The sequence below is a fragment of the Streptomyces netropsis genome (assembly GCF_014203545.1).
GTDB classification, from domain to species: domain Bacteria; phylum Actinomycetota; class Actinomycetes; order Streptomycetales; family Streptomycetaceae; genus Streptomyces; species Streptomyces netropsis.
Genome location: NZ_JACHJG010000002.1, coordinates 433995 through 449264, shown reverse-complemented (window position 1 = coordinate 449264; position 15270 = coordinate 433995). Strand labels below are relative to the sequence as shown.

Sequence of the window (15270 nt, the reverse complement as noted above, 5' to 3'; positions counted from 1 at the left end):
GTCCGAGAGCCGCTCCAGCAGGACGAGGCCGACGCCCTCGGCGAGGGTCATGCCGTCCGCGTCGTCGGAGTAGGCCTTGCAGCGGCCGTCGACGGCGAGGGCGCGCTGACGGCTGAAGCCGACGAAGGCGTTCGGGGTGGCCATGATGCTGACGCCGCCGGCGAGGGCGAGGGAGCTCTCGCCGTTGCGCAGCGACTGGCAGGCGAGGTGCATGGCGACCAGCGAGGAGGAGCAGGCCGTGTCGAGCGTGACCGCGGGGCCCTCGAAGCCGAAGAGGTAGGAGACCCGGCCGGAGAGGATGCTGGAGAGGGTGCCGGTGACCATGTGGCCCTCGGAACCCTCGGTGGCGTTGGCGGCGCCGGTTCCGTAGTCCTGGTAGCTCGCGCCGATGAAGGTGCCGGTCGAGCTGCCCCGCAGGGAGTCGGGGTCGATGCCGGCGCCTTCGAGGGCTTCCCAGGCGGTTTCCAGCAGCAACCGCTGCTGGGGGTCCATGGCCAGGGCCTCACGCGGGGAGATGCCGAAGAACCCGGCGTCGAAGTCCGCGACGTCCCGCAGGAATCCGCCCTGGACGGAGTAGGTCTTGCCGTGGCTGTCGGGGTCCGGGTCGTAGAGCCCCTCGGCGTCCCAGCCGCGGTCGGCGGGGAAGCCGGAGACGGCGTCGGTGCCGTTCATGACGAGGTCCCACAGCGCCTGCGCGGAGCCGACCCCGCCGGGGTAGCGGCAGCTCATCCCGACGATGGCGATCGGCTCGTCGGTGCGGGCGGCGGAGGCCGCCGGGGCGGCCGCGGCGATGTCGACGCCCGCGATCTCGGCGCGCAGGAACTCCACGAGCGCGAGGGGGGTGGGGTAGTCGAAGACCATGGTCGTCGGCAGCCGCAGCCCGGTGATCTCCCGGAGGCGGTTGCGCAGGCCCACGGCGGTCAGCGAGTCGAAGCCGACGTCGCGGAAGGCACGCTGGTCGGACAGTGCCTCGGACGAGGTGTAGCCGAGGACGCCCGCGGCCTCGGAGCGGACGAGTTCCAGCAGTTGGCGTTCCTGCTCGACGGCCGGGAGGGCCCGCAGCCGGGCCGCGAACTCCCCTTCGCCGCCCTTGCGCACGCTCTGCTCGGCGGCCTCGGCCAGTCGGCGGACCTCGGGCACCTCGTCGAACAGCGTGGTGGGACGGCCCGAGGTGAACACCGGGTGGTAGGTGTCCCAGGCGACGCCCGCGATGGCGAGCACCGTCTCGTCGTCGTCCAGGGCGCGCCGCATGCCGGCCAGCGCCAGCCGGGCGTCCATGAACTCCAGGCCGCTGCCCCGGATCTGGTCGGGGTCGACCCGGCCGAGGCCGAGGTCGTCGGCCCAGATGCCCCAGTGCAGGGACGTCGCGGTCACCCCGCGGGCGCGGCGGTTCTCCGCGAGCGCGCTGACGAACGCGTTGCCCGCCACGTAGGCGGCGTGCTGTCCGCTGCCCCACATGCCGGCGGCGGACGAGAAGAGGACGAAGGCGTCCAGTTCGGCGTCGTCCAGCAGTTCGTCGAGGTTCTGTGCTCCGGCGACCTTGGCGTGGACGACCTTGGCGAAGGCCTCCATGGTGGTCTCCGCCAGCGAGTGCAGCTCGATGACGGCGGCGGTGTGGATGGCCGTGCGGATGGTGTGGCCGTCGGCCTTCAGCGTGGCGATCAGTTCGGCGAGCGCGTCGCGGTCGGTGATGTCGCAGGCGGCGACGGAGGCCTCGGCGCCCTGTTCGGCGAGTTCGGCCACGAGCTCGGCGGCGCCGGGGGCGTTCATGCCGCTGCGGCTGACGAGGACCAGGCGCTCGGCGCCCTGGCCCGCGAGCCATCGCGCGATGTGGGGGCCCAGGGTGCCCGTGCCGCCGGTGATCAGTGTGGTGCCCCGGGGCGACCACGCGCGGTCCGGGTTCGGTTCGCCGGCCGGGGCGGGGAGCACCCGGCGGGTGAACACGCCGGAGGGGCGGATCGCGAGCTGGTCCTCGCCGGTGGTACCCGTGAGGACGGCGGCGAGCCGCTGTCCGGCGCGTTCGTCGAGCGTGTCGGGCAGGTCGATCATGCCGCCCCAGCGCTGCGGGTGCTCCAGCGCGGCCGTCCAGCCGACGCCCAGCACCTGCGCCTGCACCGGGTTCGTCACCAGGTCCGAACGGCCGGTCGAGACCGCGCCACGGGTCACGCACCACAGCGGGGCGTCGATGCCCGCATCGCCCAGCGCCTGGACGAGCGCGACCGTCAGGGCGAGACCGGAGGCCAGTGCCGGGTACGCGGCGCACGGCTGTTCCGCCGCCGCCAGCACCGAGACGATGCCGGCCACGTCTGCGACGTCCCGCAGCCGGGCCGCGAGGACGGCGCGATCGACGCAGGACTCGTCCAGCACCAGGCGGCGCACCTCGGCGCCCTGGCCGGACAGCGCGGCCACCACGTCGTCGTCGGCGATGCCTTCGGCACCGACCACCAGCCAGGTGCCCGACACCGAAGCCTGCGGGACACCACTGAGCGGCGACCAGGCGACGCGGTAGCGCCACGCGTCCAGCGCGGACTGCTCACGCCGCTCACGGCGCCACGACGACAGGGCGGGCAGCACGGCGGCGAGGGACTTCTCGTCGATATGCAGGCTCGAGGTGAGAGCGGAGACGTCCTGCTGCTCGACGGCCGCCCAGAAGGCGTCGTCGGCGGGGTCCGTGGTACCCGTCCGGTCGGTTTCGGAGGGCACGATCCACAGGTGTTCGTGCTGGAAGGCGTACGTGGGCAGGTCGACCCGGCGGGCGCCGACGGCGGTGAGGTCCACCGGCCAGCGGACGGCCGTGCCCCGGACGAACACCTCGGCCAGCGAGGTCAGGAACCGCCGCAGACCGCCCTCGTCACGCCGCAGCGTGCCGGTCACCAGCCCCTGGCCGGTGGCGTCGTCGAGCATGTCCTGGACGCCGACGGTCAGCACCGGGTGGGAGCTGACCTCCACGAACACCCGGTGGTTCGTACCGAGGAGCGACCGCACGGCCGCTTCGAACTCGACGGTGTTGCGCAGGTTGCGATGCCAGTACTCGGCGTCCATGCCGCTGGTGTCCAGCCACGCGCCGGTGACGGTCGACAGGAACGGCACCTCGGACTCGCGGGGCCGGATCGGTCCCAGCTCGGACAGCAGTTCGTCGTGGAGGTCCTCGACCTGAGCGGAGTGCGAGGCGTAGTCCACCGCGATCCGCCGGACCCGAACACCCTCGTCCGTGAGCTGCGCGGCCAGGTCGTCCAGACCCTGCGGATCACCGGAAACCACCACCGAACGCGGCCCGTTGACCGCCGCGACCGACACCCGGCCCGCGAAACCGTCCAGCCGCTCCTCGACCTCCGCGACCGGCAGCGCGACCGACATCATCCCGCCACGCCCCGCCAGCCGACGGCCGATGGCCTGGCTCCGCAACGCCACCACCCGCGCGCCGTCCTCCAACGACAACGCACCCGACACCACAGCCGCGGCGATCTCACCCTGCGAGTGACCCACCACAGCATCAGGACGCACACCATGCGCCTGCCACAACGCCGCCAACGACACCATCACCGCGAACGACGCCGGCTGTACGACGTCGACCCGCTCCAGGGAGGGGGCGTCCGGTGCCTGGCGCAGGACGTCGGTCAGCGACCAGTCGACGAACGGGCCGAGGGCGTCGGCGCATTGGGCGACGCGCTCGGCGAAGACGGGCGACTCCTCCAGCAGCCGGGCACCCATGCCCACCCACTGCGAACCCTGCCCCGGGAACACGAACACCGTCTTGCCGTCGACGTCCGCGGCACCGCGCACGACGGCGGGCGACGACGCGTCGGCGGCGACGGCCCGCAGGCCGGTCAGCAGCTCCTCGCGGTCCGTGCCGACGACGACCGCGCGGTGTTCGAACAGCGAGCGTGCCGACGTCAGCGAGAACCCGATGTCGGCCGGACGCCAGCCCGGCTCGGCCTCCACGGCCGACACCAGGCTCGCGGCCTGGTCCCGGACGGCGGGCGCGCTGCGCGCGGACACCACCCATGGGAGCAGCACCGCGGCGTCGTCCGCCGGGGCCGGGGAGGCGGGCTCCGCGGCCGTGAGGTCCTCGGCGCGCGGCGCTTCCTCCAGCACCGCGTGCGCGTTCGTCCCGCTGATGCCGAAGGAGGACACCGCGCAGCGGCGCGGCCGCTCCCCCGCCGGCCACTCGACCGGCTCGGTGAGCAGCTCGACCGCACCGGCCGACCAGTCGACGTGGGACGAGGCGTTGTCGCTGTGCAGCGACTTCGGCAGCAGGCCGTGGCGCATCGCCATGACCATCTTGATGACACCGGCGACGCCGGAGGCCGACTGGGTGTGGCCGATGTTGGACTTCACCGAGCCGAGCAGCAGCGGCCGGTCCGCGTCGCGGTCGCGGCCGTAGGTCACCTGGAGGGCCTGGGCCTCGATGGGGTCGCCCAGCGGTGTGCCGGTGCCGTGGGCCTCCACCGCGTCGACGTCCGAGGGGGACAGTCGCGCGTTGGCCAGCGCCTGGCGGATGACGCGCTGCTGGGAGGGGCCGTTGGGGGCGGTGAGGCCGTTGGAGGCGCCGTCCTGGTTGATGGCGCTGCCGCGGACGACCGCGAGGACCGGGTGGCCGTTGCGCCGTGCGTCGGAGAGCCGCTCGACGAGCAGGATGCCGACGCCCTCGGCGAGCGCGAAGCCGTCCGCCTCCTCGGCGAACGCCTTGGACCGGCCGTCGGTGGCCAGCGCCCGCTGGCGGCTGAAGGCGACGAACGGGTCGGTGGTCGTCATGACCGTGACGCCGCCCGCGACCGCGAGGGTGGTCTCGCCGTTGCGCAGCGACTGGCAGGCCAGGTGCAGGGCGACCAGCGAGGAGGAGCAGGCCGTGTCGACGGTGACCGCGGGGCCTTCCAGGCCGAAGACGTAGGACACCCGGCCGGAGAGGACGCTCGGCTGGCTGCCGGTGACCATGTGGCCCTCGGAGCCGGGCTCGGCGCCGCCGCGGCCGTACTCCTGGTAGCTGGAGCCGATGAACGTGCCGGTCAGGCTGGACCGCAGCGAGGCGGGGTCGATGCCGGCCCGCTCGACGGCCTCCCAGGTGGTCTCCAGCAGCAGGCGCTGCTGCGGGTCCATGCCCAGTGCCTCACGCGGGGAGATGCCGAAGAACCCGGGGTCGAACTCGCCCGCCTCGTGCAGGAATCCGCCCTGCGTCGTGTAGGTCGTACCGGCCCGGTCGGGGTCCGGGTCGTAGAGGCCGGTGGTGTCCCAGCCGCGGTTGGCGGGGAACTCCGAGATGGCGTCCACCCCGTCCGCGACGAGCCGCCAGAGCTGCTCGGGCGAGGTGACCCCGCCCGGGTAGCGGCAGCTCATGCCGATGATCGCGATCGGTTCGTCGTCGGCCGCCGCCGAGGTGGCGACCGGGCCGGCCACGTCGATGCCGGCGCCGAAGATCTCGGCGGCCAGGTACCGCGCCAGGGCGAGGGGCGTGGGGTAGTCGAAGACCATGGTGGCCGGCAGGGTGAGGCCGGTGACCGTGCCGAGCCGCTTGCGCAGCTCCACGGCGGTCAGCGAGTCGAAGCCGGCCTCGCGGAAGGCCCGTTGTTCGGGGACGGAGTCCGCCGAGCCGTGTCCGAGGACCGCGGCGGCCTCGTCGCGGACGAGGTCCACGAGGAGCCGCTCCCGCTCCTCCTCGGCCAGGGCGCGGACGCGTGCGGCGTACTCGGAGGCGGCACCGGTCTCGTGCTCGGTGCTCAGCTGGAGGGCGCGGATCTCGGGCAGGTCGGCGAGCAGCGCGCTGGGGCGCATCGAGGCGAAGAGCGGGAAGTAGCGCTCCCATTCGACGTCGGCGACGGTGACGGTGACGTCCCCCTGCACGACCGCGCGCCGCAGTTCGGTCATGGCGGACTGCGGGGTGAGGAAGCCCAGGCCCTGGCGGACCAGGCTGTCGGAGATGGCGTCGTCGACGGCCATGCCGGCCTCGGCCCAGGGGCCCCAGGCCACGGAGGTCGCGGTCAGGCCGTGGGCGCGGCGGTGTTCGGCCAGGGCGTCGAGGTAGGCGTTGGCCGCGCCGTAGGCGCTCTGGCCGCCGCTGCCCCACACGCCGGCGATCGAGCCGAAGAGGACGAAGAGGTCGAGTTCGCGGTCCCCGAGCAGGGCGTGGAGGTTGGCCGCGCCCGCCGCCTTGGCCGACGTCAGCTCGGCGAAGGCGGTGACGGGGGTCTGCTCCAGGGGTGCGGCCTGGCCGACGCCCGCGGTGTGCACGACACCGGTCAGCGGCAGCTCGTCGGGGACGGCCGCGAGCACGGCGGCCAGCGCGTCGCGGTCAGCGACGTCGCAAGCGACGATCTCGACGCGGGGGCCCAGCGCCTCCAGTTCGGCGCGGAGTTCGGCGGCGCCGGGGGCGGTGGGACCGCGGCGGCTGGTGAGCACCAGGTTCTCGGCGCCGCTGCGGGCGAGCCAGCGGGCGACCTCGGCGCCGAGCGCCCCGGTGCCGCCGGTGATCAGCACGGTGCCGCGGGCGGTGAACGCGGTCTCGGCGGGCAGGTCCTGGGCGAAGGCGCGGGCGAGGCGGCGGCCGGAGAGGCCGGAGGCGCGGACCGCCACCTGGTCCTCGCCGTCGAGGCCGGTCAGGACGCCCAGCAGGCGCTGTACGGCGTGCTTGTCGAGCACCTCGGGCAGGTCGACGAGTCCGCCCCAGCTTCGCGGGTACTCCAGGGCGGCGACGCGGCCGAGGCCCCACGCGGCGGCCTGGGCGGGCCGGGTGACGGGGTCGGCGGGGCCGGTCGACACGGCGCCGCGGGTGGCGGTCCACAGCCGGGCGCCCCACCCGGTGTCGCCGAGTGCCTGGGTGAGGGCGACCGTCAGGGCGAGTCCGGTGGTGAGCGGCGGACAGGCCGGGCTGGGGCGCTCGTCCAGCGGGAGGAGGGACAGGACACCGGTGAGGCCTTCGGCGCCTTCGACGGCGGTGAGCCGCTCGGCGAGGACGCTCCGGTCGGCACACGGGTCGTCGAGCACCAGGAGACGGGCCCGGGTGCCGTGGGTGTGCAGCGCGGCGAGCAGGTCGTCGCGGAGCTCGCCGTCGATCCCGTCGGTGGTGACGAGCAGCCAGCTGCCGTCCGCCGCCGGGGCGGCGGCGCCTCGCAGCCGGGTCCACTCGACCCGGTAGCGCCAGGTGTCGAGGAGGGCCTTCTCCTGGTTGCCCTGGCGCCAGGACGACAGGGCGGGCAGCAGCGAGCCGAGCGAGGAGATCTGGTCGTCCGCGAGGCCCAGGATCGTGGCCAGTTCATCGGCGTCGCCCCGCTCCACGGCGGCCCACAGCCGCTGGTGCGCGGGGTCGGCGGACGCGTCGGCGGTCACCGGCGAGGCGGCCTGCGGCCAGTAGAACTCGTGCTGGAAGGCGTACGTCGGCAGGTCCACCCGGTGGGCGCCGGAGCCCGCGAGGAAGGCGGACCACTCCACGCTCACGCCGTGCACCTGCAGGCGCGCCAGCGCGGCGGTGACGGTCTGCTCCTCGGGGCGGTCGGCGCGCAGCACGGGGACGAGCAGGGCGCCGTGTTCGTCGCCGAGGGTGTCCTGGGCCATGGCGGACAGCACGCCGTCGGGGCCGAGTTCCACGAAGGTGGTCACACCCGCGTCGTGCAGGGTGCGGACGCCGTCGGCGAAGCGGACCGCGCCGCGCACGTGCCGGGTCCAGTAGTCGGGGGAGCGCAGCTCTTCCTCGGTGGCGAGCCGCCCGGTCAGGTTCGACACCAGCGGGATGGCCGGTGCCGCGTAGGTCAGCCCCTCGGCGACGCGCCGGAAGTCGTCCAGCATCGCGTCCATGCGGGGCGAGTGGAAGGCATGGCTCACCCGTAGCCGCTTGGTCTTGCGCCCCTCCGCCGCGAGACGGTCGGCGATCTCCCGGACCGCGTCCTCGTCACCGGCGACGACGACCGACGTCGGCCCGTTGACCGCGGCGATCGACACGCCGTCGGTGAGCAGCGGCAGGATCTCTTCCTCGGTGGCCTGGACGGCCACCATGGCGCCACCGGCCGGCAGCGCCTCCATGAGTCCGGCCCGCGCGGCGACCAGCGTGCAGGCGTCGGTGAGCGAGAGGACGCCCGCGACGTGGGCGGCGGCGAGTTCGCCGATGGAGTGCCCGGTGACGTAGTCGGGGGTGACGCCCCAGGACGACACGAGGCGGAACAGCGCCACCTCGACCGCGAAGAGGGCGGGCTGGGTCCAGCCCGTACGGTCCAGGAGGGCGGCGTCGGCCGAGTCCGCGGCGGCGAAGAGCACCTCGCGCAGCGGGCGGTCCAGATGGGTGTCCAGACGCGGGGTCAGTTCGGTGAGCACCGCGTCGAGGGCCTCGGCGAAGACGGGGAACCGCTCGTACAGTTCGCGGCCCATGCCGAGGCGCTGCGCGCCCTGGCCGGCGAAGAGGAACGCCGTCCGGCCGGGGTGGGCGGCCTCGCCCTCGACCAGGTGGGCGTCGGGCCGGTCGGCGGCCAGCGCGGCGAGCGCGCGCAGCAGCGCGTCGCGGTCGCCCGCCACCGCGGCGGCGCGCTGGTCGAAGCGGGAGCGGGTGGTCAGCAGGGAGTACGCGACGTCGGCGGGGTCCAGCTCGGGGCGCGCCTCGACGTAGGACCGCAGCCGTGCCGCCTGCGCCCGGAGGGCGTCGCGGGTACGGCCGGAGATCAGCCACGGGACGACGGCTGTGGCGTTCGGGGCGGTCCGCTCGGGGGCGGGGGCCGGGGGCTGCTCGATGATGGTGTGGACGTTGGTGCCGCTGATGCCGAAGGAGGAGATGCCCGCGCGGCGGGGGCGGTCGGTCTCGGGCCACGCCGTCTGCTCGGTGAGCAGCTCGACGGCGCCCTCGGTCCAGTCGACCTTGCTGGAGGGGGCGTCGACGTGCAGGGTGCGCGGCAGGATGCCGTGGCGCATCGCCATGATCATCTTGATGACGCCGGCGACACCGGCGGCGGCCTGGGTGTGGCCGATGTTGGACTTGACCGAGCCGAGCAGCAGCGGCCGGTCCTCGTCCCGGTCCCGCCCGTACGTGGCCAGGAGGGCCTGGGCCTCGATCGGGTCGCCGAGGGTGGTGCCGGTGCCGTGGGCCTCGACCGCGTCGACGTCGGCGGGCGAGAGTCCACCGCTGGCGAGGGCCTGGCGGATGACGCGCTGCTGGGAGGGGCCGTTGGGGGCCGTCAGACCGTTGGAGGCGCCGTCCTGGTTGATGGCGCTGCCGCGGACGACCGCGAGGACCGGGTGGCCGTTGCGCCGTGCGTCGGAGAGCCGCTCGACGACGAGCACACCGACGCCCTCGGACCAGCCGACGCCGTCGGCCGCGTCGGAGAACGCCTTGCAGCGGCCGTCCGCGGACAGCCCCCGCTGCTTGGAGAACTCGACGAACACGGACGGCGTCGACATGACCGTCACACCGCCGGCCAGCGCCAGCGAGCACTCGCCCGCCCGCAGGGCCTGAGCGGCCAGGTGCAGGGTCACCAGCGAGGAGGAGCAGGCCGTGTCGACGGTGACCGCCGGGCCCTCGAGCCCGAAGGTGTAGGACACGCGGCCCGAGACCAGGCTCGGGGAGGTGCCGCTGCCCTGGAAGCCCTCGAAGTCACCACCGGCGAGTACGGCGCTGTAGTCGCTGTACATCACACCGGCGAAGACACCGGTCTGGCTGCCGCGCAGGGACACCGGATCGATCCCGGCGCGCTCGACGGCCTCCCAGGACGCCTCCAGCAGCAGACGCTGCTGCGAGTCGGTGGCGAGCGCCTCGCGCGGGCTCATGCCGAAGAAGGCGGGGTCGAACTCGCCCGCGTCGTGCAGGAAGCCGCCCGATCGGGTGTAGGCCGTGCCGGGGTGGTCGGGGTCGGGGTGGTACAGGCCGTCGACGTCCCAGCCGCGGTTGGCGGGGAAGCCGGAGACCGCGTCGGTGCCCTCGGTGACGAGCCGCCACAGGTCCTCCGGCGACGTCACCCCGCCCGGATAACGGCAGGCCATCCCCACGATCACGATCGGGTCGTCGGTGTCCACGGCCCGCGCGGCGGGCGCGGTGACGGCGGCCTCCGAGCCGAGCAGCTCGTCGAGGACGTACGCGGCCAGGGTGCGCACGCTCGGGTAGTCGAAGACAAGGGTGGCGGGCAGTCGGAGCCCGGTCACGGTGTTCAGCCGGTTCCGCAGCTCGACCGCCGTCAGCGAGTCGAAGCCGAGGTCGCGGAACGGGCGGGCGACGTCGATCTCCCCGGCGTCCGCGTGCCCGAGCACCAGGGCGACCTGACCGCGCACCAGGTCCAGCAGGGCCTCGTCACGGTCGGCCTCCGCCAGCCGTCCCAGACGCTGCACGAGGCCGGTGGCCGTGCTCGATCCGGCGACGGCGGCGCGCCGGGCGCGCGTACGGATGAGGCCGCGCAGCAGGGGCGGGACGTCGCCGCTCGCACGGAACGCGGGCAGGTCGAGGCGGACCGGCAGGACGACGGGCTCGTCGGTGGCCAGGGCCGCGTCGAACAGCGCGACGCCCTGCTCGGCCGACAGCGCCGGCATGCCCGCGCGGGCCAGCCGCTGGAGATCGGCGTCGCCGAGCGTGCCGGTCATGCCGCCGGACTGGTCCCAGGGGCCCCACACCAGGGAGATCCCGGGCAGGCCCTCCTCGCGGCGCCGCTGCATCAGGGCGTCGAGGAAGGCGTTGCCGGCCGCGTAGTTGCCCTGGCCGGCACCGCCGAAGGTACCGGCGACGGAGGAGAACACCACGAAGGCGGACAGGTCCGCGTCGCGGGTCAGCTCGTGCAGGTTCCACACCGCGTCGACCTTCGGGCGCAGCACCGCGTCGACGCGTTCGGGCGTCAGGGAAGCGATGACACCGTCGTCGAGGACCCCCGCCGCGTGCACCACGGCGGTGACCGGGTGCTGAGCGAGCAGCTCGGCGAGACCGTCACGGTCGGCGATGTCGCACGCGGCCACCACGGCCTCGGCGCCCAGCTCCGCCAGCTCCGCGACCAGGTCGTCCACACCGTCGGCGGCGAGACCCCGGCGGCTCACCAACAGCAGCCGCCGCACACCGTGTTCGGCCACCAGGTGCCGCGCCACGACCGCACCCAGGCCGCTGGTGCCGCCGGTGACGAGCACCCGGCCCTCGGCGTCCCAGACGGCCGTCCCGGACACGGCGTCCGACACCGGTACCCGGGCCAGGCGCGCGGCCTTGAGCTCGCCCGCGCGGACGGCCAGCTGCGGCTCGTCGGAAGCCAGCGCCCGTGTGAGCGCGGCGGCCGAGGCGTCGTCCCCGGCCTCCGTCTCCAGGTCCAGCAGCCCGAAGCAGCCGGGGTTCTCCGTCTGCGCCGAGCGCACCAGACCCCACACCGATGCCGCGGCAGGGTCGCCGCCGCCCAGGGCACCCCGGGTCACGAACACCAGGCGCGAGCCGACGAACCTCTCGTCGGCCAGCCAGTTCTGTACGTGGCCCAGGGCCCGGGCCACCAGCGCGTGCGCGGACCCGACCATCCCGTCACCGAACTCACCGGCGACGGGGACCAGCACCACGGCCGGCATCGCCGCGTCCGAGGCCGGCAAGGACGCCAGGTCCTGGTGGGGCACCGCACCCGGCAGCGCCTCGGCCAGCCCGAAGGCGTCCCGGCCCACCAGGGCCACCGACCCGGGCTCGGCCGACTCGGCCCGTACCGGCGCCCAGTCCAGACGGAAGAGCGCGTCCCGGGCCGCCCCGGCGGCGTCGCCGAGGCGCTGCTCCGACACCGGACGCAGCACCAGGGAGTCGACGGAGGCGACCGGCTCGCCGGAGGTGTCGGCGACGGCGATCGAGACCGTGCCCTCACCGGCCGGGGCGAGCCGCACCCGCAGCGCCGTGGCCCCGGTGGCGTGCAGCGACACGCCCTCCCAGGAGAAGGGCAGCCCGCCTTGGCCCTGCGCGCCGAGGTCGGTGAACCCGGCCGCGTGCAGCGCCGAGTCCAGCAGCGCGGGGTGGAGGCCGAACGCGCCCGCGTCGGCCTCGCCGCCCTCGGGCAGGCTCACCTCGGCGAACACCTCGTCGCCGAGCCGCCAGGCGGCCCGCAGTCCCTGGAACGTCGCGCCGTAGCCGAACCCGTCCTCCGCGAGGCGGTCGTAGAGGCCGTCGAGCGACACCGGCTCGGCACCCGGCGGCGGCCAGGCGGCCGCGTCGAACGGCATGCGGTGCTCACCGGCGGCGAGCACACCGGTGGCGTGCTGCGTCCACGGCAGCTCGTCGGCGCCGTCCGGGCGGGAGTAGACGTTGAGGGTCCGGCGACCGGTCCCGTCGGGGCTGCCGATCCACAACTGCACCTGGATGCCGCCCTGTTCGGGCAGCGTCAGCGGTGCGGCCAGCGTCAGCTCCTCGACCCGGTCGCAGCCGACCTCGTCACCGGCGCGGATCGCCAGCTCCAGGAAGGCGGTGCCGGGCAGCAGCACCGTGCCCCGTACGGCGTGGTCGGCGAGCCAGGGGTGGGAGTGCAGTGACAGGCGGCCGGTGAGCAGGGCGCCGTCGGAGTCGGCGAGGGAGACCGCCGCGGACAGCAACGGGTGGTGTGCCACGCCGAGTCCCGCGGCGCGCAGGTCGCCGGACTGGCCGGGGTTGTCCTTGGGCCAGTACCGCCGCCGCTGGAAGGCGTAGGTCGGCAGGTCGACGCGGCGCGCTCCGGTGCCCTCGAAGTAGGCGTCCCACGTCACCGGGACGCCTCGGGTGTGGAGACCGGCGAGGCCGGTGGTGACGGCCTGCACCTCGGGGCGGCCGGCGCGCAGCAGCGGCAGGGCGGCGTGGCCGTCGGCGCCGGCTTCGTCGAGGCAGCTCTGGGCCATGGCGGCGAGGACACCGTCGGGGCCGAGCTCCAGGAAGGTGGTCACGCCGTGGCCGCGCAGCCAGTCGACGCCGTCGGCGAAGCGGACGGCCCGGCGGACGTGGTCGACCCAGTAGTCGGTGGAGGTGACCTGTGCGACGGTCACGGGCTCGCCGGTCAGGTTCGACACGAACGGCATCAGCGGGGCCTGGAGGGTCAGGCCGGACACCACCGCGCGGAACTCGTCGAGCATCGGCTCCATGAGCGGCGAGTGGAAGGCGTGGGAGACGCGCAGCCGCTTGGTCTTGCGGCCGTCGGCCTCCAGCCGGGCGACGATGCCGGCGAGCGCGTCCTCGGCGCCGGCGACGACGACGGCGCCGGGGCCGTTGACCGCGGCGACGGACACCTGGTCGGCCGGCTGGTCGGCCAGCAGCGGCAGGACCTCGTCCTCGGTGGCCTGGACGGCCACCATGGCGCCACCGGCCGGCAGTGCCTGCATGAGACGGCCGCGGGCGGCGACCAGGGCGGCCGCGTCGCTCAGCGACAGCACCCCGGCGACGTGGGCGGCGACGACCTCGCCGATGGAGTGGCCCGCCAGGAAGTCGGGCTTGACGCCCCACGACTGCGTCAGCCGGAAGAGAGCGACCTCGACGGCGAACAGGGCGGGCTGGGCGTAGCCGGTGCGCTCCAGCTCCTCCTCCTGCTCGCCCCACATGACGTCGCGCAGCGACCCGTCCAGGTGGCTGTCCAATGCGGCGAGGACCTCGTCGAGGGCCTCGGCGAAGACGGGGAACCGCTCGTACAGCTCCCGGCCCATGCCGAGGCGTTGGCTGCCCTGGCCGGAGAAGAGGAACGCGAGTTTGCCCTCGCCCTGGGTGGTGCCCTGGACGCAGCCGGGCGCCGGGCGGTCCTCGGCCAGGGCGGTCAGACCGGCGACGACGTCGTCGTGTCCGGCGGCGACGAGCACGGCGCGGTGCTCGAAGCCGGCGCGCGACGTGGCCAGGGAGTACGCGGTGTCGAGGACGCCGGGCCGAGGGTCGGCGGTCAGGGCGGACAGCAGTCGTCCGGCCTGGGCCCGCAGGGCCTCGCGGGTCCGGCCGGAGACCGGCACGGGCACGACGCCCGGGGCGACGGTGACGTCCGCCGAGCCCTCGGGGTCGTTCTCGGGCTCGGGGGCCTGCTCGACGATGGTGTGGGCGTTGGTGCCGCTGATGCCGAAGGAGGAGACGGCCGCACGCATCGGCCGCCCGGTCTCGGGCCAGGCGGTGTTCTCGGTGAGGAGGCGGACGGCGCCCTGTGACCAGTCCACGTGGGACGAGGGGGCGTCGACCATCAAGGTCTTGGGCAGGACGCCGTGGCGCATGGCCATGACCATCTTGATGACACCGGCGACGCCGGCGGCGGCCTGGGTGTGGCTGATGTTCGACTTCACCGAGCCGAGGAGCAGCGGCCGGCTCTCGTCGCGGTTGCGGCCGTACGTGGCGAGCAGTGCCTGGGCCTCGACGGGGTCGCCCAGCGTGGTGCCCGTGCCGTGTGCCTCGACGACGTCGACCTCGTCGGCCGACAGCCGGGCGTTGACCAGTGCCTGCTGGATCACCGCCTGCTGGGAGGGGCCGTTCGGGGCGGTCAGGCCGTTGGACGCGCCGTCCTGGTTGACGGCGCTGCCGCGCACCACGGCGAGGATCTCGTGCCCGTTGCGCTGGGCGTCGGAGAGCCGCTCCAGCACCAGCACACCGACGCCCTCCGCCCAGCCGGTGCCGTCGGCGGAGTCGGCGAAGGAACGGCAGCGGCCGTCGGCGGACAGCCCGCCCTGGCGGCTGAACTCGACGAACGTCGTGGGGCTCGCCATGACCGTGACACCACCGGCGAGAGCGAGCGAGCACTCGCCCGCGCGCAGCGCCTGGGTGGCGAGGTGGAGGGCCACGAGCGAGGAGGAGCAGGCGGTGTCGACGGTCACGGCGGGACCGACGGCACCGAAGACGTAGGAGATGCGGCCGGACAGCACACTGCCGGTGTTGCCGGTGAGCTGGAAGCCCTCGACGCCGTCGGCGGGGCCGACGCGGTAGTCCTGGGCCATCGCGCCCATGAACACACCGGTCTGGGTGCCCCGGATGGAGGTGGGGTCGATGCCGGCGCGTTCGAAGGCCTCCCAGGACGACTCCAGCAGCACCCGCTGCTGCGGGTCCATGGCCACCGCCTCGCGCGGGGAGATCCCGAAGAAGCCGGTGTCGAACTCGGCCGCGTCGTGCAGGAAGCCACCGGAGTTCGTCTGGGAGGCGGCGAGGGCCTCGGGGTCCCAGCCACGGTCCGTGGGGAAGTCGGTGATGCCGTTCCCGCCGGCCTCGACCATCCGCCACAGGTCCTCCGGGCCGGCCACACCACCCGGGTAGCGGCAGGTCATGCCGATGATGGCGATGGGCTCCTGGGAGGCCGACTCGAGCTCCTGCACCCGCTGCCGCGTCCGTCGGAGATCGGCTGTCGCTCGCTTGAGGTAGTCCCGGAGCTTCTGTTCGTTGTCCAT

At 74.5% G+C, this 15270-nt stretch carries 1 protein-coding gene (cut by a window edge); it reads right to left on the bottom strand.

Annotation, left to right across the window (positions count from 1 at the left end):
• Window positions 1-15270, bottom strand: partial view of a type I polyketide synthase gene (locus FHS38_RS06735; RefSeq protein WP_184731764.1) — the 5' portion only. The gene continues 13152 nt to the left of window position 1, outside the view; only the first 15270 of its 28422 coding nucleotides appear in the window; the start codon lies at window positions 15268-15270; its stop codon lies beyond the left edge, outside the window.